Origin of the sequence: Brevibacterium aurantiacum (assembly GCF_007558825.1) — a bacterium.
GTDB classification, from domain to species: domain Bacteria; phylum Actinomycetota; class Actinomycetes; order Actinomycetales; family Brevibacteriaceae; genus Brevibacterium; species Brevibacterium aurantiacum_A.
In genome coordinates this window covers 460,090-482,731 of sequence record NZ_VLTK01000001.1, presented here as the reverse complement: position 1 = coordinate 482,731, position 22,642 = coordinate 460,090, and the positions used below count along the sequence as shown (strand labels likewise).

Below are 22,642 nucleotides of genomic sequence, written 5' to 3'. Positions count from 1 at the left end.
CTTCGATCATCGTGCTCAGATCGAAGAGAACATACCAACCGTTGTCCCTATGAAGGAGTGCTCCGAGGCTTCACACCTCGACGCTTCACACCCCGACGCTTCACACCCCGAGGCTTCACACCCCGACCTGTGCCTGCATCGAGCGGCGCGGGGCATCGGGCCTGACCGGGATGATGAGGAGCAGTCCGATGAAGAGCACGAGGAGGATGCCCAGAGTCCCGGCCCGCTGGAATCCGAAGATGGAGATCGAGACCGCGAACATGGCCGGGCCTAGGAAGCTCACGGCGCGACCGGTCGTGGCGTAGAGCCCGAAGTTCTCTCCGGCCCGTTCGGGTGGGGTAATCCTGGCCAGGAAGGACCTGCTCGAGGCCTGCACAGGTCCGACGCAGAAGCTGAGGACGAGCGCGCAGACCCAGAACACGGCTGCGGTATCGCTGAAGAGGATCGGCAAGCCGCCGACGAGGATGATGATGAGCCCGGTGATGATGACGGGCTTCGGTCCGAGGCGGTCATCGAAGTAGCCGGCGATCATGGCACCCGTGCCGGCCGCGACGTTGGCGGCCACGCCCAGAATGATGATCTCCGAGGGGGAGAAGCCGTAGCTGCCCGCTGCGAGGACACCGGCGAACGCGAAGATCGCGGCCAGCCCGTCGCGGAACACAGCCGAGGCGATGAAGAACCGCAGCGTCTGGTGCTCTTCCTTCCACATCCGAACGAGGCGTCGGACCAGCGCGCCGTAGTCGGCGATGAACGCCTTGATCGGGTGTCTCGACGATGGGCTCGCGACCTTGGCGCTCGGCGCGGTGAACATCACAGGCAGGGCGAAGATCGCGAACCAGACCGCAGAGAGGGCTGCGACGACTCGGAATCTCAAGCCGTCCTCATCACCGGCACCGAAGAGCCCCACTTCGGGCTGGATCACGAGGACGAGAAGGATGACGAGGAGCACGAGGCCGCCGGCGTAGCCCATGCCCCAGCCGAAGCCGGAGACCTTCCCGACATTGTCAGGCTGGGTGATGCGGACCATGATGCCGTTGTAGGAGACCTCGGCGAATTCAAAGAACACGCTGCCCATGGCGATGAGGAGGAGGCCCAGCCACAGGTAGTCGGGGGAGTCGCGGACGAAGAAGAGCCCGAACATCGTGAGGATGACTATTCCGGTGTGGACTCCCAGCCACAGCTTGTGCCGCCCGCCGGCATCGGCTCGGGTGCCCGCGGCCGGAGCCACGAGAGCGATGATCAGCCCGGCCGCTGCCGTCGACCAGCCCAGGGCCGAAGACCCGGCCTCTTCGGTCGCTGCCACACTCTTCGTCAGATAGGGGGCGAAGACGAAGGTGATGATGACGGCGTTGAAGGAGGCCGATCCCCAATCCCAGAGTGCCCAGCTGAGAATTCTGAACCGGGGACTCCCACGGGTGCTCGCTTGTGTCTCCATGGTTGAACTGTACGCAATCATTGTCGGCGCAGCTGTCGGTGACCGGGGCCAACCGTTGAGCTGTGAATATGCGGACTTTTCGGACAGTTTTCTGGGAATAGCTTGATAGCAATGGTGTGGTGCGGCAGAGTGGATTGACGTTCACGTCCACTCAATCCGAAAGGCCTCATGGATACATCCGACGAGAAGGAGAACGTTGGGGCGGAAGAAACGTCCGCCCCGGCGCCGACAAGCGATCGTGACCACCCGCATATGTTGGTCGAGGGGCCAGATCCGATCAGACTGCATTTGCCCCGGAATGTATCGATCTCCGAGAGCGATGACGATGACGCGATCACCGCCAAACTGCGTGCTCAAGGTGTGCGCATCGGCAAGGGGATGATCGCCCCAGCCGTCTTCTGGCCCTCCCTGATCACCATTCTGGCGGTCGCACTGCTGGCGATCGTCCTGCCCGATGGCACCAACAAGGTCCTCACGAGCATCAACGACTGGATCGTTGCTGACCTCGGTTGGTACTACATGCTCGTCATCGGTGCCTTCGTCATCTTCTCCATCGCACTCGGATTCTCGAAGTTCGGAAAGATCACGCTCGGTCGAGACGGAGAGAAGCCCGAATTCGGTGTCTTCTCCTGGTTCGCGATGCTCTTCGCCGCCGGCATGGGCATCGGCCTGGTCTTCTACGGTGTCGGCGAGCCGCTGTCCTACGCCACCTCTGACCCCAAGCCGGGCTGGTCGGGCAGCGAAGCTGATATCTCCAAGCTGGCGATGGCGCAGACCTTCGTGCACTGGGGTCTGCACCCCTGGGCGATCTATGCCGTGATCGGTCTGGCGCTGGCCTATGCGATCCACCGTCGTGGTCGCCCGGTCTCGATCCGGTGGGCGCTGGAGCCACTGCTGGGACACCGCGTCAAGGGATGGATGGGCGATGTCATCGACATCCTCGCCATCTTCGGCACCGTGTTCGGCATTGCGACCTCTCTCGGCTTGGGAGTTCAGCAGATCTCGTCCGGTCTCCAGGAGATCGGCCTTGTTGATGACTTCGACAATATGTTCCTCGTCATCCTCATCGTCATCATCACCTTCCTGGCGACACTGTCCGTCATCTCGGGCGTCGGTGCAGGAATCAAATGGCTCTCGAACATCAACCTGTCGATGGCGGGGCTGCTTCTCATCGCCGTGCTGCTGCTCGGACCCACCCTGTTCCTGTTCCAGAACCTCATCGAATCCCTCGGCGTCTATCTCGCGAACTTCTTCAACATGACCTTCGACGTCGGTGCCTACACCGGCGAAGAGGGAGCGACATGGGCCTCGAGCTGGACCATCTTCTACTGGGGCTGGTGGATCTCCTGGGCGCCTTTCGTCGGCGTGTTCATCGCACGCATTTCGCGTGGACGGACCGTGCGCGAGTTCATCGCCGGTGTTCTCCTCGTGCCCACTGTCGTCGGGTTCATCTGGTTCGCCGCACTCGGCGGTACGGGAATCTACCAGGAGCTCTTCGGTGACGGCGGACTCGTCGATCCGGAAGACGGCGTCGTAGCTGAGAAGGTGCTCTTCGACGTGCTCGGCTCTCTTCCCATGGGCGGTGTGCTCTCTGCAGTGGCCATCATTCTGGTGGCGATCTTCTTCATCACCTCATCGGATTCCGGTTCGCTGGTCGTCGACATGCTCGCCTCGGGCGGACATCCGAATCCCCCAGTGTGGTCGCGTGTTCTGTGGGCCGGACTTGAAGGAGCGCTGGCGATCGGTCTGCTCCTGGCAGGCGGGCTGGGCGCACTGCAGGCGGCCTCACTGGCGACGGCACTGCCGTTCAGCATCATTCTGATACTGATCGCGGTTTCCACGGTGCGGGCATTCCAGCTCGAAGCCGCTCGAACCCGAGAGATCGAGACCGGACAGCGTTACCACGAGGTCGGTGAACACATCGCCGATGACTTCGACGAGTACCTCGGCGATAAGGTCGATGCCCGCATCGACTACCGCTTGTCGCGGACCAAGGGTGTCCTGGGCAGGACGCCCAAGGAGGGCCGGAGGTCCAAAGGCGTTCACTAGGCAGCCGGCCACAGACGGCACTGCCGAAACGACGGAGGCGACTTGGGGTGAAACCCGGGTCGCCTCCGTCGGTGCACAGGCCATCGACGAGAATTTGGTGTGCACGGCGGGGAGTGCTTCTGTCGCCCGCCGGAGACCGAGTAGTCTGGGGGCAACCGAAAGCGCATCGAATCCACCGATTAAGGAGCCCCTATGCCCATTGCAAGCCCCGAAGTGTATTCCGAGATGATCAACCGGGCGAAGTCGGAGGGCTTCGCCTATCCCGCGATCAACTGCACCTCCTCCCAGACGATCAACGCGGCCATCCGCGGGTTCGCTGAGGCCGGCTCCGACGGCATCGTCCAGATCTCGACCGGCGGTGCCGAGTACATCTCCGGCCCGACGATCAAGGACCGCGTCCGCGGTGCCATCGCGTTCTCCGTCTTCGCCGCCGAGGTGGCCAAAAGCTACGACGTCAACATCGCACTGCACACCGACCACGCACCGAAGAAGGAGGTCGAAGAATGGGTCAAGCCGCTGCTGGCTCTGTCGACCGAACGCGTGAAGAACGGCGGCGAGCCCTACTTCCAGTCGCACATGTGGGACGGCTCGGCCGTTCCCCTCGATGAGAACCTGGTCCTCGCCGAGGAGCTGCTCGAGCTCTCGGCGGCAGCTCACTCGATCCTTGAGATCGAGGTCGGCGTCGTCGGCGGCGAGGAGGACGGCGTTGAGAACGAGATCAACGAGAAGCTCTACACCTCGGTCGCCGATGGTCTGGCCACGGTCAAGGCCCTGGGATCCGGCGAGAAGGGCCGCTACCTCACGGCGCTGACCTTCGGAAACGTTCACGGAGTCTACAAGCCGGGCAATGTGAAGCTGCGTCCCGAGCTGCTCGGTGAGATCCAGACCGACGTCGGCGCGCAGGTCGGCAAGGACAAGCCCTTCGATCTCGTCTTCCACGGCGGCTCGGGTTCGAGCGCAGAGGAGATCGCAGAGGCAGTACGTCACGGTGTCGTGAAGATGAACATCGACACGGACACTCAGTACGCTTTCACCCGCCCAGTCGTCGAGCACATGTTCCGCAACTACGACGGAGTGCTCAAGATCGACGGTGAGGTCGGAAACAAGAAGATCTACGACCCGCGCGCCTACGGTAAGGCAGCAGAGGCCGGCATGGCCGATCGCATCGTCGAAGCCTGCCAGAACCTCGGCTCCGCCGGCACCAGCCTGAAGTAAGCAGTACACGTCGAAGCTGCGGAGCAGCACAGCAGCTTGTAGAGACACAGCAATAGCAGTAAGACGCGAGGTCCGGGACTCCATTGTCCCGGACCTCGCGAGCATTCATCGCTGTGTATTCAATTGTGGTGTCGGTGCCGACCTGCGATCGGCACCGACGGCGTGTGATCAGCCCTCCGAGACTGCTTCTCCCGACTTCACCTTGGCCATGCGCTTGTCCCAGAAATCGGCATTCCGGATGTCGAGCGCCTTGGGATCGAAGACCGGATCCAGGCCCTGCTTCCTCTGACGTTCGAAGTCCCGGAGGAGCTTGAAGGCCGGACCCTGCAGGATGAGGATCGCGATGATGTTGAGCCAGGCCATGAGGCCAACGCCGATATCGCCCAGGGCCCAAGCGCTGCCGGAGGCCGACATCGCGCCGACGGCGACGGCGATGAGGATGAGCACCTGCAGGGCGCGCTTGCCGATGGTCAGTGCCAGGGGGTTCTTGAGTCGGCCCAGCAGGTAGACCAGGTTGGTCTCGGCCATGTAGTAGTAGGCGACGATCGTCGTCAGGGCGAAGAGGAAGATCGAGATCGCGATGAAGCCGGCACCGAGGCCGGAGATCATCGTATCGAGACCGGCCTGCGGCCACTTCTCGCCCGGAGTCGCAGCGATTGACTCGACCATCTGACCGCGGCCCGTTCCGATGATGGTCTCACCATCGTCACCGAAGACCTTGTACATGCCGGTGGAGAGGATCATGAACGCGGTTGCGGAGCACACGAACAGGGTGTCGATGTAGACCGATCCTGCCTGGACGAGGCCCTGCTTCGACGGGTGTGAGACCTCGGCGGCGGCAGCAGCGTGAGGTCCGGTGCCCTGGCCGGCTTCGTTCGAGTAGATTCCGCGCTGGACGCCCCACTGGACGGCCATGCCGATGATTCCGCCGAAGGCGGCTTCTGGTCCGGCGTCGATGCCGAAGGCGGACTTGAACACGAGCTCGAAGACCGGAATGATCTGGTCGGCGTTGATCAGGGTCACTGCGATCGCGGCGATGATGTAGATGACGGCCATAAAGGGCACTGCCAAAGAGGCGAAGTGCGCGATGCGCTTGACTCCGCCGATGACGATGAAGCCCATGATCACGGCGAGGATGATCGCAGTCACCCAGGTCGGAGTGCCCCAGGCGTTCTCGACGGCACCGGAGATCGCGTTGGACTGGATGCCGGGGAGCATGAAGCTCATGGCCATGACCGTCACTGCTGCGAAGACCATGCCGTAGACCTTGAACAGTCCTTTGGCCTTGGTATGGCGGTAGGCCTTCTCGATGTAGTAGGCCGGGCCACCGCGGTATTCGCCGGTCTTGGGGTCCTGCTCCTTGAACACCTGGCCAAGCGTTGATTCGACATAGGAGGTCGACGCGCCCAGCAGCGCGGAGATCCACATCCACACGATGGCACCGGGCCCGCCGAAGCCGATGGCTGTGGCGACGCCGGCGATGTTGCCGACGCCTACTCGACCGGCCAGCGATATCGCCAGCGCCTGGAACGAGGAGACGCCTTCATCGGAGCTCTTGCCACGGAACATCTGGGTGAAGATGGCTTTGATCTGTCGGATCTGGACGGCGCGGGAACGGATCGTAAAGTAGACACCGGCGCCGAGGCACAGGTAGACGAGGGCAGACGACCAGATGATGTTGTTGAGCCATTCGAGGACTGCAGACATGCTTCTCCAATCAGGAGGCAAAAGACGGGATTGACCATTGGGCGGGATCCGGCAGTGAGCTGGATCAGGCATTTATATGGGCGATCACGGAAAGGGGCATGAGTTTTCTCTGTGATCGACTTCATAAGTCAAACGGATTGTGACTCGTGACGCAAATCCGGTGGTCACGGCCCGGAAAATCAGCCCGGACGCCGATTTCCATGAGGCCATCGGCACATTTCAATGTGGTGACAGAGTGGGCGGAATCATACTGTGAAGTTCACTATTTGGGACGCGAACCGTAAGATGTGGTGCGGATCTCTCCGAGCAAAGACGACACGGAGAGCACTTTGGATGACAAGGAACACAATGAAACGTCGAACTGGTGCAAAGGCAGTGGCCATCGCCGCTGCCGGCGCTTTGCTACTCTCGGCATGCTCGACCTCGACAACTGGTGGAGACGGCGAAGAGGGCGGTGGTTCCCTCACAGTGGGCACCACGGACAAGGTTGTCGCTCTCGACCCGGCCGGTGCCTATGACAACGGAAGCTCGCTCGTCGAACAGCAGGTCTACCCGTTCATCTTGGCCTACAAGCCGGGCACGGCAGACCTCAACCCCTCCATCGCTGAATCAGCTGATTTCAGTGAACCGACGAAATACGAGGTCAAACTCAAAGAGGGGCTGAAGTACGCCAACGGAAACGAACTCACCTCCTCGGACGTGAAGTTCTCCTTCGAACGACAGCTGAAGATTCAGGATCCGAACGGGCCTTCGTCCCTTCTCGGCGGTCTGAAGTCGGTCGAAACCCCGGACGAGCAGACCGTCGTCTTCAACCTCAAGCGCAAGAACGACCAGACCTGGCCGGGTGTGCTGGCCAGCGCCGCAGGACCCATTGTCGATGAGGACGTGTTCGAGCCGGACAAGATCACCGAAAACCAGGCCATCGTCGATGGCAAGGCCTTCGCTGGTCCGTACACGATCGACGGCTTCAAGTTCAATGAGCTGCTGACCTATAAGGCCAACCCCGACTATGAAGGCTTCATCGAGCCCGCGAAGACCGAGACCGTGCAGATGAAGTACTTCTCGGACGCGAACAACATGAAGCTCGAGGTCCAAGAGGGCAAGATCGACGTGGCCTGGCGCTCGCTGTCGGCCACCGACATCGAAGACCTCGGCACCAAGGAAGACCTCAAGGTCCACAAGGGGCCCGGTGGCGAGATCCGCTACATCGTGTTCAACATGGAGACGATGCCCTTCGGCCCGAAGACCGATGAGGCCGATGAGAAGAAGTCGCTGGCAGTGCGCCAGGCCATGGCCGATTCCGTCGACCGTCAGGCCATCGCCTCGCAGGTCTACAAGGACACCTTCACCCCGTTGTACTCCCACGTCCCCGACGGACTGCCGGGAGCCGACGAGCCTCTGAAGTCGGAATACGGAGACGGGAAGGGAGGCGCCGACGTCGACAAAGCCAAGAAAGCCCTCAAAGACGCCGGTGTCAAGACCCCGGTCAAGCTCAACCTCCAGTACAACCCCGACCACTACGGTCCCTCATCGGGCGACGAATACGCCTTGGTCAAGGACCAGCTGGACAAGACGGGGCTGTTCAAGGTCAACCTCCAGTCGACCGAATGGGTGCAGTACAACAAGGACCGCACCGCCGACTCCTACCCGATGTACCAGCTGGGTTGGTTCCCGGACTACTCGGACGCGGACAACTATCTCGTGCCGTTCTTCTATGACACAGAGGAGACCCCGAGCTTCCTGGACAACAACTACAGGAACAAGTCGATGAACAAGGCGCTGAACGCTCAGTCCTCCATCGACGACAAGGGCAAGCGTGCGGAAGCGCTGAAGAAGATCCAGGGTCAGCTCGCTGAAGAGCTGCCGACCCTGCCGCTCCTTCAGGGCAACCAGATCGCGGTGTCCGGCAAGGACGTCAAGGGCGTCGATGACACCCTCGACCCTGCGTTCCAGTTCCGTTTGGCACTGCTGAGCAAGTGAGAGCGCGAACCACACGCGTCGCCATCGGCGTGAGAGCGCGCGCGGCGATGCTCCGACGATCAACGAACTGATCGTCGATACGAGGTGCAGGTGAGCCGTCTGGCCCACCTGCACCTCGTGGTGCGTTCGCACCGGCATCAGGCCGTGTCCGCACCCTGTGGCACCGAACGAGAACCACGTCGGCACGCGAGATCTTCGAGCGTCGACGCCAGCAACGAAGGAACACATGACTGCAGCCATCAGCGAACCAGGGGCAGAAGCCGCCGAGACCTCGGTCGCGGTGAAGAAGCCCTCGGGAGGCGGACTGGGACGCTACGTCCTCATCCGATTTCTCCTCATCATTCCCACCATCTTCATCCTCACCACACTCGTCTTCTTCCTGATGAGGATCACCGGCGACCCGATCTCCGCATCAATGGGCGGGCGCCTGACCACGGACCAGCTGGCCGAGCGCATCCACGCCGCCGGCTATGACCGACCGATCCTCGTCCAGTACCTCGAGTACATGGGCAATCTGCTCAAGGGCGACTTCGGCACCGCGATCTCCGATGGACAGCCGGTCTCGTCGATCCTCCTCAACTACGGAACCGCGACCGTCGAGCTCGTCTTCTATGCCCTCATCGTCGCGTTCATCATCGGCATCCCGCTCGGGATGCTCGCCGCCTACCACCGCGACAAGGCACCCGATGCCGCGCTTCGCATCCTTGCGATCCTCGGCTACGCCACCCCGGTGTTCTTCGCCGGCATGATCCTCAAGCTGGTCTTCGGCGTCTTTCTGCCGATCCTGCCCGTCGCCGGTCGCGGCACCACCGAGACCGAGTACATCATGTCGGGCGTGGTCGGTCCCACCCGGTTCTACATCATCGATGCGATCCGCATCGGAAACGTCGAAGTCCTCGGCGATGTGCTCGCCCACGCGGTTCTGCCTGCCATCGCCCTCGGTGTGCTCACGGCAGGAGTCTTCCTCCGGCTGGTGCGCACGAACCTCATCGGCACGCTGGGTCAGCAGTACATCGACTCGGGCCGCTCCCGAGGCATCTCCGAATTCCGGCTGGTCACCAAGCACGCCTACCGTCCGGCGCTGATCCCGATCATCACCGTCATGGGCATGCAGATCGCACTGATGCTCGCCGGTGCCGTGCTCACGGAGACGACGTTCGAATGGAAGGGACTGGGCTTCAAGCTCGCCGAATACCTCACCGCCCGTGACTTCGTGGCCGTTCAGGGAATCGTGGTCTTCCTCGCCATCATCGTGGCGCTGACCAACTTCCTCGTCGACGTCATCGCCGCCTTCATCGACCCCCGAGTGAGGTACTGATGTCCACTCCAGACAACACATCCCAGGCTCCTGGCAGTAATGAGAGCCTCGCCGAGGTGGCCCCCGGTTCCGGTGTCCCTGCTATCGCGTATGACGACAAGGCCAAGAAATCCTGGTTCAACCGCCTGCCGATCGTCTCCCATCTGCGCCAATCGGTCGGTCTGCAGCGAGGAATGCTCATCACGGGACTCATCCTGTGCGGCATCGTCCTCATCTGCGCAGTATTCGCCCCGCTCATCGCCCCATACGGGTTCAATCAGCTTGGCACCGCCGAAGGCAACTTCGGATCGAAGCTGCCGCCCGGCGGAACCCACATCTGGGGCACCACAGTAGGTGGCTACGACGTGTTCTCCCGCGTCGTCTGGGGAGCCCAGACCGCGGTGGCCGTGATCATCGTCGCTGTGATCATGTCGCTCTTCGCCGGTGTCATCCTGGGGCTTGTCTCGGGCTACCTCGGTGGCTGGCTCGACCGAATCCTCGTCGTCATCGCCGATGCGGTCTACGCCTTCCCGACCCTGCTGCTGGCCCTGGTCATGTCGATTGCGATCTCCGGGGGCCAGTCGAGCGCGTGGGGCGGCATCGCCGCGGCCGCGTTTTCGATCACCGTGGTCTTCATCCCGCAGTACTTCCGCGTCGTCCGCGCCGAGACTCTGCGACTCAAAGCAGAACCCTTCGTGGAGTCCGCGATCGTCCTCGGCGCTTCGAAGACCAGGATCATCTCGAAGCACATCTTCCGCAATGCCACACGCACCCTGCCGCTGATCTTCACCCTCAACTCCTCCGAGGCGATTCTGACCTTGGCGGGACTGGGGTTCCTGGGCTTCGGAATCGAACCCACCTCGGCGTCGGAATGGGGCTATGACCTCAACAAGGCACTGCCCGATGTCACCAGCGGTGTGTGGTGGACTTCGGTCTACCCGGGTCTGACCATCGTGCTCACGGTCCTGGGCATCACCCTCGTCGGTGAGTCGATGAACGACCTCAACGATCCGCGTCTGCGGGTGCGCCGCAAAGCGAAGACGAAGGATGCCAAGTGATGAGTGAGAACGTGAACGAAACGAACACAGCCAAATCCATCCTCGACGTCGAGAGCCTCAATGTCACCTTCTCCACCGACGGTGGTGATGTGCACGCCGTCAAGGACGTGTCGCTGTCGGTGACTCCGGGTGAAGTGCTCGCGATCGTGGGCGAATCCGGCTCGGGCAAGACCGTGACCGCACGATCCATCCTCGGACTCCTGCCCGAGACCGCCCAGCGATCGGGTGCAGTCATCGTCTCCGGCGAGGACGTGCTCAGCGTCTCCGGGGAACAGCTGCGCAAGATGCGCGGAACAGATGTGTCGATGGTGTTCCAAGAGCCTTCGACGGCACTCAACCCCGTCTACACGGTGGGATGGCAGATCGCCGAAGGCCTGCGCGCCCACCACCGGCGGGCGAGCAAGGCCGAACTCAAGGCCAAGGTCATCACCGCCATGGAACAGGTCGGGATCCCCGATGCGCAGAACCGCTTCGACTACTACCCGCACCAGTTCTCCGGTGGACAGAAGCAGCGCATCGTCATCGCCATGGCGCTCGCCCTCGGCGCCGAGCTCATCGTCGCCGACGAGCCGACGACCGCTCTCGACGTCACCGTTCAGGCCGAGATCCTCGACCTGCTGCGTGACCTGCGCGATGAGACGGGAACCGCGATCGTGCTCATCACCCACAACATGGGCGTTGTCGCCGATCTCGCCGACCGCGTGGCTGTGATGTATCGCGGAGACCTCGTCGAGGTCTCGTCGGTCAAGCAGCTCTTCAGCGACCCGAAGGAGCAGTACACGCGCGACCTCCTCGGCGCCGTTCCTCGCTTGGGGTCAACGGTCGTCGGCAGCCGCAAGGCCGCTGCCGCCTCGGCGAAGCAGGATCGCGCCGGTGAATCCGCCCGCGAATCTGCCGGCGACTCCGCAGGCGACTCCGCCGGCGCTGATGCGGACCCCGGCAAACCTCGGGATGAACGCGAATCCATCGTCGTTGCCCGTAACCTCGACATCGTCTATCCGGGAGGATTCGGACGGTCGGACTTCCAGGCGGTGTCCTCGGTCAGCTTCGACATCAAGGCCGGCGAGGTCTACGGTCTGGTCGGCGAATCAGGATCGGGCAAGACCACGATCGGGCGTGCCATCGCAGGCCTGACCAGGGCCAGTGGAGGCAGCCTCAAGGTGCTCGGGCACGAGATGGTCGGATTCAAGGAACGCGCCTTCTCTCCGATCAGGCGCCGCATCGGATTCGTGTTCCAGGACCCGGCGGCCTCATTCAACCCGCACCTGACGATCGGTGAGTGCGTGGCAGAGCCGTTCGCCATCCACCAGCGGGACATGTCGCCGAGGGACCGTGAGAAGCGCGTGCTCGAACTGCTCGACTCGGTGCGGCTGCCGAAGGCCTACGGTGCCAGGTACCCGCACGAACTCTCGGGCGGCCAGCGCCAGAGGGCTTCCCTTGCCCGCGGTCTCGCACTCGATCCGGAGTTGCTCGTCGCCGATGAGCCGACCTCTGCCCTGGATGTGTCGGTGCAGGCCAAGGTGCTCGAGCTGTTCGTCGAGCTGCAGAACAGGTTCGATTTCGCCGCCTTGTTCATCAGCCACGATCTGGCTGTCGTCGACATGCTCTCCGACCGCATCGGAGTGCTGTTCCACGGTGAGCTGCTGGAGGAAGGCACGGGTGAGCAGGTGCTCGGGTCACCGAGCAACGACTACACGAAGCGACTCATCGCCTCGCTGCCGGTGCCCGACCCGGACGAGCAGGCCAAACGCCGGGGACTCGCCCGCGGCCTGCGCACCACGGCCGGCTGAGCGACGGTCCGAACTAGCGACAAAAATACCCGAAGGGACTAAACACGCCCGGCGCCGCGCGTGTTTAGTCCCTTCGGGCGAATATAGCGACGTGGGCCTGGCCGTCGCGGGGTCAGGCCTGGTCGTCGGAGATGAAGTCGAGCATGCCTGCCTGGCTGATCGGCAGCGCCATGAGCCGGTCAAGCTCTTCTGCGCTGGGGTCGATGCCGAGGATGCGCAGGGAATACTGAGTGAAATCGCGCTCGATGACATCGGGAGTCAGGTCGCCGGTGGGTTGGTACCAGAGTGAGAGCGAATTGCAGATCGAGTGGATCGCACGCGTGACAAGCTGCGCACTGTCGACCTGGAACGTCCCGGCGTCGATGCCGGCTTGGACGATGTCGCCCATGATGACTCGTGCCTCACGCTGGAGTTCTTTCACGCGAGCGGCATTGTCACCGGTCAGCCGTTCGGTGTCGCGCAGCAGCACTGTGGACACCGAGACATTCTCCATCCGGTACCGAGCCAGGTAGCGCACGGCCACGGTCAGCTGCTCGGTCGGATCATCGCCCACCTCGGCGATGGCGGCTCGGCTGTGCTCGCTGTACCAGGTGTACGCCGTGTGCACGAGCTCGTAGAGAGCTTCCTGCTTGGACGGGAAGTAATAGTAGAGTGCGGACAGGCTCAGTCCTGCGGCCTGTGCGATATCGCGGATGGAGGCACCGTCGAATCCCTTTGCGGCGAAGGTGTCCCGAGCCGAGCGGAGGATGTTGTTGCGGCCGTTGGTTGATCTCACGGTGCCTATGCTCCTTGACGGTCGGATATCGAACAATCTTTCACTTGCCAACCGAGGATACATGACGTTGGGCTGACATTGGCCGTTTCCGGCCAGAATTCGCGGATCTCGCGCCGCCGAGGTGTGCGCTGGCCGTGGTCGGAACGTGCGGGGGTCACCCCATACAGACAGTGAGAAGTGACGCCAATCACAGAGTGGAACGGGAATGATTGACGGTTCAATCATGTTGGGCAGGTGTGGATGGCACGGACGAAGACTGCCGGTGCCGATCACCTGAAACCAGCATCACCTGACATTGCACCCTATGAATGAACTGAGGACGGACATGCTCAACATCGCCATCATTCCCGGAACTTCGCGCCCGCAGGCACTCAATCCGCAGGTCGTGGCCTGGGCCAAGGACCAGCTGGCCGGTCGCGAGGACGTGCGCGCCGAGATCGTCGACTTCGGCGAATTCAATCTGCCGCTGCTCGACGAGGTCATCCCGGCCGGCGCGAACATGTACCAGAATGACCACACCAAGGCGTGGGGCGCCAAGCTCGCCGAATTCGATGCCTTCATCTTCGTCACCCCTGAGTACAACCACTCGATCTCCGGATCGCTGAAGAACGCCCTGGATTTCGTGGCCAGCGAGTTCAACCACAAGGTCGCCGGTATCGTGAACTACGGCGCCGACAAGGGTGTGCGTGCCGCCGAGCACCTGCGCCACATCCTCGCCAACTACAAGCTCGCTGTTGTCCGTGACCAGGCCTCCTTCAGCCTCTTCACCGACTTCGCCGATGGCGTCTTCACCCCGACCGAGGTCTCCGCGACTCCGTTTGCTTCGATGGCCGATGACCTCGTGGCCTGGGGCGAGGCACTGAAGTCCGTGCGCGAGGATTCCGCCTCCGAAGAGCAGGCAGCCTGACCGTCATCAGCGCACTCTGCGGATGAGGCAGTCCCTCCCCAGCAGCTGATACGTCCGAAGCCCGCCGCACCGAATGGTCGGCGGGCTTCGTCGTGTCCGGGCCCGACGGGCTTGCGTTAAAGTCGAACCAACTCAAACGTTCACGCCAGTCATGCGAAGGATACTCATGGATCTCAACAACACAGTCGCACTCGTCACCGGCGGGGCCTCCGGGCTCGGCCGGGCCACCACGGAGCGGCTCCTGGCCGCCGGCGCTCAGGTCGTCATGGTCGACCTCAACGCCGAGGTGGGTCAGCAGGTGGCATCGGAACTGGGCTCCAGCGCCCATTTCGTATCCGCCGACGTCACGAACGAAGAGCAGGTTCAGGCCGCCGTCGACATGGCGACCGGTCTCGGGCAGCTGCGCGTGGTCGTGAACTGCGCGGGAGTCGCGACTCCAGGCAAGCTCGTCTCGCGCAAGGGCCCACTGGCTTTGGACGCTCTTTCGAAGGTGCTCAGCATCAACGTCGTGGGCACGGTCAACGTGTGCAGCCTCGCCGCCGCCGCGATGCAGGCGCAGGAGAATGTGGGTGAGGAACGCGGCGTCATCGTCAACACCGCCTCGGTCGCGGCCTTCGACGGTCAGATCGGACAGATCGCCTACTCCGCGTCCAAGGGCGCGATCGCTTCGGTGACCCTGCCGATGGCGCGCGAACTCGCATCATCACAGATCCGTGTCGTGACGATCGCGCCGGGTATCTTCGAGACCCCGATGATGGCCGGTCTGCCCGAAGAGGCCCAGGAGTCTCTGGCGAAGTCGATTCCCCATCCGTCTCGGCTGGGCAAGCCCGCCGAGTACGCGCAGCTCGTCGAATCGATCGTCGCCAACCCGATGCTCAACGGTGAGACCATTCGCCTCGACGGCGCCATCCGCATGGCCCCGAAATGATCTGAGCCCAATCGCTGCGTCGTCGAAGAGCGACAGCAGCACAGCGGGGCCCGGCGAGTGAACGCCGGGCCCCGTTTCTGTTCTGTGCTTCGGAGTCCGGCCCTCGCCGCTCAGCGCCGTTCGTTGACGAGCAGAGCCAATTGCACGCGGGTGCTGACGTCGAGTTTGTAGAAGATGCGCGCCAGGTGGGTCTTCACCGTGGCCGTGGAGACGAACAGCGCCCGCGCCACCTGTGCGTTCGTCATCCCCTGAGCGACCGCCTCGGCGATCTCCCGTTCCCGTGTGGTCAGGGGCTCCAAGGGATCGGGTCCGATCGGGGCACTGTTCCAATTCGAAGCACCGGCCATCCCTGTCGCCGAGGTGGTGTCTCGTCCCAGCAGAGACTCGACCGCGCTGGGTGACAAGGTTCGTGTGCCGTTCGCGGCTGCCCGAACCGCGTGGATGAGATCTTCTGGCGGAGTGTCCTTGAGGATGTAGCCGGCCGCTCCCGAGCGCAGTGCCTGAAGCACGAATTCATCGGTGCCGAAGGCCGTGAGGATGAGGACCTCCGGATGAAGAGTCTGAGCCATGAGGGCACGGGTGGCCTCGAGTCCGTCCATGACGGGCATGCGGATGTCCATGAGAATGAGGTCTGGACTCAGCTCTCGGGCAAGTTCGATGGCCTCGGCACCGTTGGCAGCCTCGGCGATGATGTCGATGTCATCGGCCGCGCCGAGGAGCAGGCGCAGACCCGAGCGCATGAGGGACTCGTCGTCGGCGATGATGACTCTGATGCTCATGCGCTGATCTCTTCCGTGTTCTGGACGGGGATGCGAGCTCGCAGTTCGAAGTCAGGATAGTGGCTGACCTCGAGGTCACCGCCCATCGCCTCCACCCTCTCCTTGATGCCCAGAATTCCCAGGCCGGAGCCGGCGATGTACTGCTTGCGGTGGGGTTCGCCGTGTGCCGGGGCGCCGAGGAGGCTGTCCGGGTAGTGATTGTGCGCGGTCATCGTGATATATCGAACGGCGTCGCCGCCCTCGCCGCCGATGGTGATGGTGAGCATCTCACCGAGCGCGTGTTTGAGAGCATTGGTCATGGTCTCTTGGACGAAGCGGTAGATCGTCATCCGTTCGAGGCTGCCCAGGGTATGCAGTGATTCGGAGGTGAGCGGCTCGGAGTAGATCAGAGTCACCGACTCAGGGCGATCGGCGACGAGGCGGTCGAGATCGGGGTCGATCACTGTGCCTTGGTCGTCTCCGCGCAGCATCGTCAGGACCTCTCGCAGCTCGATTCCCGAGCGGCGGGCGCTGCTGGCGATGAGTCGGGCGCTCTCGTGGACGGACTCGGGGTCGAGGTCTCGCCTGACAGACAGTGCACCGGAGTACATGGCGATGACGCTGAGGTGGTGCGAGAGCGAGTCGTGCATGTCGCGGGCGATGCCGCGGCGCACCTCAGCGACGGCACGGTCCTGGCGCGAGCGTTCGCGCAGAAGTGTCTGCGCGGCGGTGTCGATGAGCCCCTGTTCGCGGGATCCGCGGATGACGCCGATGACGACGATCATTGCGTAGACGGTTCCGTTGACGAGGAACAGCGGAAGTTCGAACGCTCCGACCGCCGTCGGGGTGAGCGTGTACGTCAGACCCTGGGAGATGATCGCGGCAGCGAGGCAGGTGAAGTCGAGTGACCAGCTGCGTCGGGACGTGAGGGTGATGAGGATGAGCAGTCCGGCGAACGCGCCGAGGACGCCGATCGTACCGGTGACGATGCCGAGGAATCCGACCGCCACCGGAACCCAGCCGCCGGGCCGACGCTGCAGGGACTCGACGGAGTCGTCCGAGGCGAGGAATTCTACGCCGCCGCGACCAGTGCTCGTGAGGAAATCACGCAGCTTCTCTGCCGCAATCACCTTGGGGCGCAGGGATCTGCGGGGGATCGTCCGTCCGTCGAAGGCAAGGACGACGGGCAGGCAGGCCAAAGAGATGATGCCGAAGAATATGTGGATGAACAGTTCTGCACCGAGCGCTCCGGTGCGGGCACCCGCCTCCTCGAAATCCGGCCATTCGGTTCCGACGATGACGATGAGCGCGAACACGCCGATGGCCGCCGAGATGCCCGTCCAGAGGAGGGCATGGGTCAGGGCGCGCCGGTCGGGTCGAAGTCTCACCCTTTGAGGCTACCGCTCACGCTCGCTTGACGCTGTCGCCCGAAAGGATGAGATCAACCGCTCCGATGGCCGACGGCCCTCGCCGACACCCGTCCGCCCCGAGGCTTCAGCCTGCGGGCAAGGTAGCGAGTACTTCGAACCCGCCCTCGGCAGTCGGCCCCACGTGCAGCGTTCCGTCGAGTGCCTCGACCCGTTCGCGCATACCCTTGAGACCGAATCCTCCGCCGAGGTGTCCTCCGTCGGACTGGCCCGAGCCCCCGTCGGACAGGCCCAAGCTCTCGTCAGGCTGGTTCGAACCCGGAACCCCGTTGACGACACCGACCCACAGCTGCCGCTCATCGGTGCGAACGGATACCCGAATCGGGGCTCCGGGAGCGTGGCGCAGGGAATTCGACAGTGCTTCCTGGACGAGGCGGAACGCGGTCAGTCCGGTCGTCGGGTTGAGCGAGATCGGTCCCGCAGGGAATTCGAGTTCAACCTCGGCGCCCGAACCGCGAGTGGCCTCGACGAGGTCGGGAATGTCATCGATCATCGGCTGCGGAGCCAGATCGGCATCGCGGCCACCGCGCAGAATCGCCAGCAGACCGCGCATCTCGTTGAGCGCCTGTCGAGCGGAGCCGGCGATCGAGTCGAACTCCTCAACGCTTCGAGTATCGAGTTCGGGCAGTCGGTAGCGGGCCGTGGTGGCCTGGACGCTGATGACGGACATGCTGTGAGCGACGACGTCATGGAGCTCCTGGGCGATCCTGTTGCGTTCCTCGAGCTCTTGACGCTTGGCCAGCTCCTCGGCACTGAGCTGTCGCTCCGTGGCCAGCTGAGTGCGACCGCGAATCCACAGATTGCCGATCACCGCGACGATCGAGATCCCTGCAGTGAGCGAGACCGTCGTGATGACATTCGCCAGCGCCCCCGACAGCCCTCCCGCATGGGGCATGGTCAGGCTCAGCGCGCCGAGGACCGTGGACAGTGACCACAGGATGACGAGGTGGAGCCAGCTGTGCCGCAGCCCGATGATGAGGTGGAGGAAGAGCAGTGAGAGGATCGACGTCGCCGTCCACGGCCACACCAGACCGAAGGAGTCTGCGGTGAGGATGATTCCGGCCGCAGCCGAGACCAGCCCGACGATGATTGCGGTGACAGGTCTGCGCACGGCGAGGACCAGGGCGCCGCTCTGGCCGAGGGCGACGAGCATCGCAATGACGGTCGAGGATTCATAGAGCGCTGCAGTCACTGGCCATCCGACGGCCACGAGCACCACGCCGACGAAGATGCTGATCAGCCAGAACCAGCCCTCTCCTGCGGCCCGCGTCAGAAACGAGTTGGCTGCCGGCAACCCCGGGGCTCTCGATCCCGAGGAAGTCGCCGAGGCGGTCCCGTCGGGAGCGTAGCCCGTGAAGTCACCGGCTCGTGCTTTTCCCGCCGCGGTCACCTCATCGTGGCCGGGCGCCAGCCCTGCCGTGATCGCTGCGATCTCCAACCGGGCCATGGCATGCAGGACGAAGGGGAAGGTGACGAGGAGGATGACTCCCGCGATGAACTGGAAGGTCGCCTCGGCGCCGAATCCCAGAGCCACCACGGGGGTGTCGTTCCACCATGCGGCGATGAAGCTGATGAGATCGGTGTTGTCGTCGGGGAGGAAGCGTCCCCAGAAGAAGTAGGTCATCCCGCCCAGGGCACCGAAGAACCAGGGGATCACCACGGAGAAGGTGAAGAGCCGGATGGGCAGGGCGAAGACTGCTTCGAACAGCAGGTCGAGCCAGCGTCGTCCTTCGGCCATGACACCGAACCACCCGCTGATTCCGCGTCCACGGGGACGACGGACCACCTCGGCGATGGGGGCTCCCCACTGCCGGGCGCGGGCCCGGGAGAGGTTCGCGAACCCGGTCGCGACGTAGAGAGTCACGGGCAGGAGCAGGGCGCCGATCCAGATGACGATGGTGGAGATTGAGACCGAGAACATCGTGATGAGAACGATGAACCCTATGAGGGAGATGAAGAATCCCGGGAGGACGAGGATGGCATCCCGGCCCAGGTTGTGCCACATCCGCGACCACCATGACCGGGTCTGCGGCGGCGTATCTGGGGGACGGGGCACGTTCTCAGAATACGTGCTCGGCCCCGAAGGCGCATCAGTGTATGAGGATTCGAGGGTCTGGTTCATGATCGGATTCCTTGGCTGTTGTGAGCCGGTGTTCGCGGCTCTGGTGAGAGGGGTGCAGGAACGTCTGTTGGGATGCGCCCTGTGGGGACCGACTTCGATTCGAGGACGCGGGGATGGAACTGCGAGAGCATCCAGACCCCGGCGATCCCACCGCCGGCAGCGAGCAGCAGCAGGCCGATGGCCATGGGGGTGAGGCCCGCATACTCGCCGAAGAAGGCGGCGCCGATGACCACCGCCACGATCGGGTCGATGACGGTCAGCCCCGCGAGCACCGTCTCTGGAGGGCCAGAGGCGTAGGCGGTCTGAACCAGCCAGAATCCCACCGCCGAGGCGAGGGCCACGGCTGCCAGCATCATCCACCACCGCGAGCCCGATGTTTCGAAATCGGGCAGGCCCTCGGTCACGACGGTCCTGGCGAGGACGTGGGTCGCGGCGGCGACGGTGCCGAAGATGATGCCGGTCATGATGACTCGTGGGATGTGCCCGGCCCGGCTGAGTGCGAAGAGCGCGCCGAAGACGCTGAGGGCGACGAGGAGTGCCAGCAGCCAGGTCACCGCTTCCTCGGTGGCGACGAGTTCGTGGGAGAACTGCGCCGAGGTGGTCACGAAGGCGAAGATCGAGAACATCGTCACCCCGATGCTGATGAGCAGTGGGGCGCCGAGCTGCAGGCCGAAGTACCGGCGGCTGATGAGCGCGGCGAAGACGAGGGAGATCGCGCCGATGGGTTGGACGATGGCGACGGGGCCGAGTCCCAGGGCGACGACGTTGAGGACGGTCACCATGCCCATCAGCCCCAGGCCGGCGGCCCAGGTTGCCCGACGTTTGGGCCCGGGCGCCATGGTGGCGACGGCGTACTGCTGGAAATGCGTGCCGAGTGCCAAGCAGAAGGCTGCGAGCGTGGCGAGGATTATCGCGGTGATGATCATGGTGTGCACGCTAAGGACCCGGTGTCATGGGGCGCATCATACGAAGGAGTGATTGTGCCGACGCGGAAGTGCTACTTGAGGATGAAATCGGCGCAGGCAGGGAGTCGTCCGCCTGATTTCACGGGTATTCGAGGGGCTCTGACAGTGCGGGTCGGGTAGCGTAAGAGCATGCCAGAAGCAGGAGCGTCAGGTCCGAGTCCGACACCGCGCCCAACGCCGAGTCCCGCGCCGGGATCGATTGCGCGCGACGGGGTGCCGCCGCCCTCGTCTGAGACGACGCGGGTCGCCATCGTTGATGACCAGGCCATGGTTCGCCAGGGGTTCGGAGCCCTTCTCGATGCACAGCCGGACATGACTGTCGTCGGCAGTGCTGAAGACGGTTCGCAGGTCGTCGACCTCGTGCGCAGAACCTCGCCCGACGTCATTCTCATGGACATCAGGATGCCGAAGCTCAACGGCTTGGATGCCACCCGTGCGGTGTTCTCGATGCCGGGGGACCACCCGAAGATCATCATGCTCACCACCTTCGATGCCGATGAGTACGTGTTCTCGGCACTGCGCGCGGGAGCGAGCGGGTTCCTGCTCAAGGACGCCACAGCCGAAGACATGATCACCGCTGTGCGCGTGGTCGCCGACGGTCAGTCGCTCTTGGCGCCGTCCGTGACCCGCCGCCTCATCTCCGAGTACGTGAGTGGGCCCAGAGTCACCAAGGACACTGCCGTCCTCGGGCAGCTGACCGACCGTGAGATCGACGTCATGACGCTGGTGGCCAAGGGCCATGCCAACGCCGAGGTGGCTGCGCACCTGTTCCTGGCCGAGCAGACGGTGAAGACCCACGTGTCCAGAATCCTGTCGAAGCTGGGACTGCGCGATCGCACCCAGATCGTCGTCGCCGCCTACGAATCCGGGCTGGTCGTCGCCGGCAGTTGAGCGCAGCAGCGTCGGACCTCGGACAGCAGGGCCGCTGCGAGGGAAGCGGGCGCCTAGTTCCGGGTGAAGGGGGCGCCGAGCTCTTTGACGATCGTCTCCGCTGAGCCTGTCTGGGCGCCGCGATAGCCAGTGCCGGCCCACAGGTGCAGGCCCTGCGGGTCATCATCCTTCTTCGCCTGGGCGCGGAATGACTTCGTCAGGTGATGAAGAGCCGGGTAGGCATCGACTGCGATCGGATCGAACTTCCGCACGAAGTCATTGACCAGCGCACGAGCCGGTCTGCCGGTGAATGCCCTGGTCAGCTGCGTCTCGTCGAAGTCCGCGGACTGCAGGGCGGCGCGATGAGTCGGCGCAGTGCCTGCCTCATCGCTCAGCAGCAGAAGCGTGCCCACGACCACGGCGCTCGCCCCCGCCTGCAGCAGTTCGTCGACGGACTCCGGGCCGTCGACTCCGCCTCCGGCGGCCAACGGCAGATCCACCTCGGCGAGGACATCGTTCACGAGATCGACGGTGGCCCGATCCTCGATGGATCGCGTCGGATCGGCGGTGCCCGAGTGACCGCCGGCGCGAGGACCCTGGACGATGAGAGCGTCGATGCCGCGATCGGCAGCCGTACGCGCCTCAGCGGCGGTCGTCACGGTGGCCACCACTTGAGTGCCGACGGAATGGAGACGATCGACCACCTCGGCGCTGGGGATGTTGAACGTCATCGACACCAGGGGCACGGGGTTGTCGACGAGGTAATCGACCTTGTCGCTGTAATGATCGTCGTCATCAACGGGCTCGGGATCGATGGCGACGCCGCGATCGGCCGCGACAGGCTCGAGTGCCGAGACGAAGGCGTCGAAGGCACCGCGATCGATGGGCACAGTGTTCGGGGCGAAGAGATTGACGCCGAAGTTCTCGGTCGTCTCCCGCATGCGCTCGACCAGAGGGGCCAATGCTTCGGCGCTGAGATAGCCGCCGGCCACGAAGGGGAATCCGCCGGCACGGGCGACCGCTGCTGCGAGCTCGGGCGTCGTCGTTCCGCCCGCCATCGGGGCTCCGATGATGGGCAGGTCGGTGGTCTCGAAGGCGATCGTCGTCATCGTTGCGTGCTCCTCAATAGGACGTTCGGGACGAGTCGAGTCCCGGATCGGGTGATGCTCTCGTTGCCATTCTTGCACTCACATTGGGCTGGGGCTCTCGGAGGGTGAACGGGGTCGATGAGGGTACGGAGTCAGGGCGTGCCGACTCACCCGAAAGTAGTGCTTGGACGGACTCAGATCGGAACTCAGAGGTGATGCGTGGGCGGCGATCGCGCCCATAGCTTCGGATATATCGAACGACGAGCTCCGC

General features: G+C 63.6%; 17 protein-coding genes. 9 read left to right on the top strand and 8 right to left on the bottom strand.

From position 1 onward, the window contains the following. Window positions 1-115: 115 nt before the first annotated feature. A complete protein-coding gene (locus FO013_RS02205) occupies window positions 116-1,435 on the bottom strand; it encodes an MFS transporter (protein WP_143920917.1) in 1,320 nt (439 codons plus the stop codon). A 168-nt stretch (window positions 1,436-1,603) separates the two neighbouring features. Here FO013_RS02205 and FO013_RS02200 point away from each other — a divergent pair, with 168 nt between their 5' ends. Next, window positions 1,604-3,484, top strand: a complete 1,881-nt coding sequence (locus FO013_RS02200) for a BCCT family transporter (protein ID WP_395949249.1) — start codon at window positions 1,604-1,606, stop codon at window positions 3,482-3,484. A 192-nt stretch (window positions 3,485-3,676) separates the two neighbouring features. Beyond that, window positions 3,677-4,699 carry a class II fructose-bisphosphate aldolase gene (gene fbaA / locus FO013_RS02195; protein ID WP_143920916.1) on the top strand — a complete coding sequence of 341 codons (1,023 nt, stop codon included), beginning with the start codon at window positions 3,677-3,679 and terminating at the stop codon, window positions 4,697-4,699. A gap of 168 nt (window positions 4,700-4,867) precedes the next feature. On the opposite strand, the gene FO013_RS02190 is transcribed toward fbaA, so the two are convergent. After that, window positions 4,868-6,406, bottom strand: a complete 1,539-nt coding sequence (locus FO013_RS02190) for an alanine/glycine:cation symporter family protein (protein ID WP_143920915.1) — start codon at window positions 6,404-6,406, stop codon at window positions 4,868-4,870. A gap of 348 nt (window positions 6,407-6,754) precedes the next feature. Here FO013_RS02190 and FO013_RS02185 point away from each other — a divergent pair, with 348 nt between their 5' ends. The 4 genes from FO013_RS02185 (at window position 6,755) to FO013_RS02170 (ending at window position 12,531) form a co-directional block, all read left to right on the top strand. Continuing rightward, window positions 6,755-8,386: an ABC transporter substrate-binding protein gene (locus FO013_RS02185; RefSeq protein WP_143920914.1), complete on the top strand. Its 1,632-nt coding sequence runs from the start codon at window positions 6,755-6,757 to the stop codon at window positions 8,384-8,386. Between the two features lie 226 nt (window positions 8,387-8,612). Then, window positions 8,613-9,704, top strand: coding sequence for an ABC transporter permease (locus FO013_RS02180; protein WP_143920913.1), 1,092 nt, complete (start codon window positions 8,613-8,615; stop codon window positions 9,702-9,704). Beyond that, window positions 9,704-10,741 carry an ABC transporter permease gene (locus FO013_RS02175; RefSeq protein ID WP_260847922.1) on the top strand — a complete coding sequence of 346 codons (1,038 nt, stop codon included), beginning with the start codon at window positions 9,704-9,706 and terminating at the stop codon, window positions 10,739-10,741. Before FO013_RS02180 ends, FO013_RS02175 begins: the two co-directional genes overlap by 1 nt. Further along, window positions 10,741-12,531, top strand: coding sequence for a dipeptide ABC transporter ATP-binding protein (locus tag FO013_RS02170; RefSeq protein WP_143920912.1), 1,791 nt, complete (start codon window positions 10,741-10,743; stop codon window positions 12,529-12,531). Before FO013_RS02175 ends, FO013_RS02170 begins: the two co-directional genes overlap by 1 nt. Before the next feature lie 112 nt (window positions 12,532-12,643). On the opposite strand, the gene FO013_RS02165 is transcribed toward FO013_RS02170, so the two are convergent. Beyond that, window positions 12,644-13,306: a TetR/AcrR family transcriptional regulator gene (locus FO013_RS02165; RefSeq protein WP_143920911.1), complete on the bottom strand. Its 663-nt coding sequence runs from the start codon at window positions 13,304-13,306 to the stop codon at window positions 12,644-12,646. A 304-nt stretch (window positions 13,307-13,610) separates the two neighbouring features. Here FO013_RS02165 and FO013_RS02160 point away from each other — a divergent pair, with 304 nt between their 5' ends. Further along, window positions 13,611-14,213, top strand: coding sequence for an NADPH-dependent FMN reductase (locus tag FO013_RS02160; protein WP_236850534.1), 603 nt, complete (start codon window positions 13,611-13,613; stop codon window positions 14,211-14,213). A 166-nt stretch (window positions 14,214-14,379) separates the two neighbouring features. Further along, a complete protein-coding gene (locus FO013_RS02155; protein WP_143920910.1) occupies window positions 14,380-15,141 on the top strand; it encodes an SDR family NAD(P)-dependent oxidoreductase in 762 nt (253 codons plus the stop codon). 110 nt (window positions 15,142-15,251) lie between these two features. Here FO013_RS02155 and FO013_RS02150 read toward each other — a convergent pair whose 3' ends face one another. The 4 genes from FO013_RS02150 to FO013_RS02135 all read right to left on the bottom strand — a co-directional run bounded on the left by FO013_RS02150 (window position 15,252) and on the right by FO013_RS02135 (window position 20,374). Further along, a complete protein-coding gene (locus FO013_RS02150) occupies window positions 15,252-15,920 on the bottom strand; it encodes a response regulator (protein ID WP_143920909.1) in 669 nt (222 codons plus the stop codon). Further along, window positions 15,917-17,287, bottom strand: coding sequence for a sensor histidine kinase (locus FO013_RS02145; RefSeq protein WP_143920908.1), 1,371 nt, complete (start codon window positions 17,285-17,287; stop codon window positions 15,917-15,919). Before FO013_RS02145 ends, FO013_RS02150 begins: the two co-directional genes overlap by 4 nt. Before the next feature lie 106 nt (window positions 17,288-17,393). Beyond that, the gene (locus tag FO013_RS02140) at window positions 17,394-19,448 is read right to left on the bottom strand and encodes a sensor histidine kinase (RefSeq protein WP_143920907.1); all 2,055 of its coding nucleotides are present in this window, start codon (window positions 19,446-19,448) and stop codon (window positions 17,394-17,396) included. Beyond that, a complete protein-coding gene (locus FO013_RS02135) occupies window positions 19,445-20,374 on the bottom strand; it encodes a hypothetical protein (protein ID WP_143920906.1) in 930 nt (309 codons plus the stop codon). The genes FO013_RS02140 and FO013_RS02135 overlap by 4 nt, the downstream gene beginning before the upstream one ends. 168 nt (window positions 20,375-20,542) lie before the next feature. Between FO013_RS02135 and FO013_RS02130 the strand changes: the two genes are divergently transcribed. Beyond that, complete coding sequence (locus FO013_RS02130) at window positions 20,543-21,304, top strand: response regulator (RefSeq protein WP_260847921.1); 762 nt, start codon at window positions 20,543-20,545, stop codon at window positions 21,302-21,304. 53 nt (window positions 21,305-21,357) lie between these two features. Here the strand turns inward: FO013_RS02130 and FO013_RS02125 are convergent, their stop codons facing one another. Next, complete coding sequence (locus tag FO013_RS02125; RefSeq protein ID WP_143920905.1) at window positions 21,358-22,392, bottom strand: nitronate monooxygenase; 1,035 nt, start codon at window positions 22,390-22,392, stop codon at window positions 21,358-21,360. Window positions 22,393-22,642: the final 250 nt, after the last annotated feature.

Coding starts and splice junctions, on each gene's coding strand:
- FO013_RS02205 (WP_143920917.1), bottom strand. CDS start 1,435: ATGGAGACACAAGCGAGCACCCGTGGGAGTCCCCGGTTCAGAATTCTC.
- FO013_RS02200 (WP_395949249.1), top strand. CDS start 1,604: ATGGATACATCCGACGAGAAGGAGAACGTTGGGGCGGAAGAAACGTCC.
- fbaA (WP_143920916.1), top strand. CDS start 3,677: ATGCCCATTGCAAGCCCCGAAGTGTATTCCGAGATGATCAACCGGGCG.
- FO013_RS02190 (WP_143920915.1), bottom strand. CDS start 6,406: ATGTCTGCAGTCCTCGAATGGCTCAACAACATCATCTGGTCGTCTGCC.
- FO013_RS02185 (WP_143920914.1), top strand. CDS start 6,755: ATGAAACGTCGAACTGGTGCAAAGGCAGTGGCCATCGCCGCTGCCGGC.
- FO013_RS02180 (WP_143920913.1), top strand. CDS start 8,613: ATGACTGCAGCCATCAGCGAACCAGGGGCAGAAGCCGCCGAGACCTCG.
- FO013_RS02175 (WP_260847922.1), top strand. CDS start 9,704: ATGTCCACTCCAGACAACACATCCCAGGCTCCTGGCAGTAATGAGAGC.
- FO013_RS02170 (WP_143920912.1), top strand. CDS start 10,741: ATGAGTGAGAACGTGAACGAAACGAACACAGCCAAATCCATCCTCGAC.
- FO013_RS02160 (WP_236850534.1), top strand. CDS start 13,611: ATGAATGAACTGAGGACGGACATGCTCAACATCGCCATCATTCCCGGA.
- FO013_RS02155 (WP_143920910.1), top strand. CDS start 14,380: ATGGATCTCAACAACACAGTCGCACTCGTCACCGGCGGGGCCTCCGGG.
- FO013_RS02150 (WP_143920909.1), bottom strand. CDS start 15,920: ATGAGCATCAGAGTCATCATCGCCGACGACGAGTCCCTCATGCGCTCG.
- FO013_RS02140 (WP_143920907.1), bottom strand. CDS start 19,448: ATGAACCAGACCCTCGAATCCTCATACACTGATGCGCCTTCGGGGCCG.
- FO013_RS02135 (WP_143920906.1), bottom strand. CDS start 20,374: ATGATCATCACCGCGATAATCCTCGCCACGCTCGCAGCCTTCTGCTTG.
- FO013_RS02130 (WP_260847921.1), top strand. CDS start 20,543: ATGCCAGAAGCAGGAGCGTCAGGTCCGAGTCCGACACCGCGCCCAACG.
- FO013_RS02125 (WP_143920905.1), bottom strand. CDS start 22,392: ATGACGACGATCGCCTTCGAGACCACCGACCTGCCCATCATCGGAGCC.